Consider the following 284-nt stretch of genomic DNA (forward strand, 5'->3'; position numbering starts at 1 on the left):
CCGCTTCGTGATTCTGAAACCGGCGCTGCGCACGGTGTACCCGGCCCTCACCAGCCAGTTCATCCTGCTGATGCTCAGCTCGGCCGTGGTGTCGGCGATTTCGGCCGACGACCTGACCTCGGTGGCGGCCAATCTGCAGTCGCAGACCTTCCGCAGTTTCGAGATTTACATCGTCGTGGCCGGCATCTACCTGCTGCTGGCGCTGTCGTTTTCCGCCTTGTTCCGGGTGATCTACCGCCTGGCCCTCAACTACCCGGCAGGCCGCTGATGCGTACTTTTGGTTT

General features: G+C 62.0%; 1 pseudogene. It reads left to right on the forward strand.

The features are described 5' to 3' along the window. Positions 1 to 268: pseudogene (locus tag C5P05_RS00505) on the forward strand (amino acid ABC transporter permease); the annotation flags it as partial. Positions 269 to 284 lie beyond the last annotated feature (16 nt).

Origin of the sequence: Rhodoferax ferrireducens (genome assembly GCF_003347515.1) — a bacterium.
GTDB lineage: Bacteria > Pseudomonadota > Gammaproteobacteria > Burkholderiales > Burkholderiaceae_C > Rhodoferax.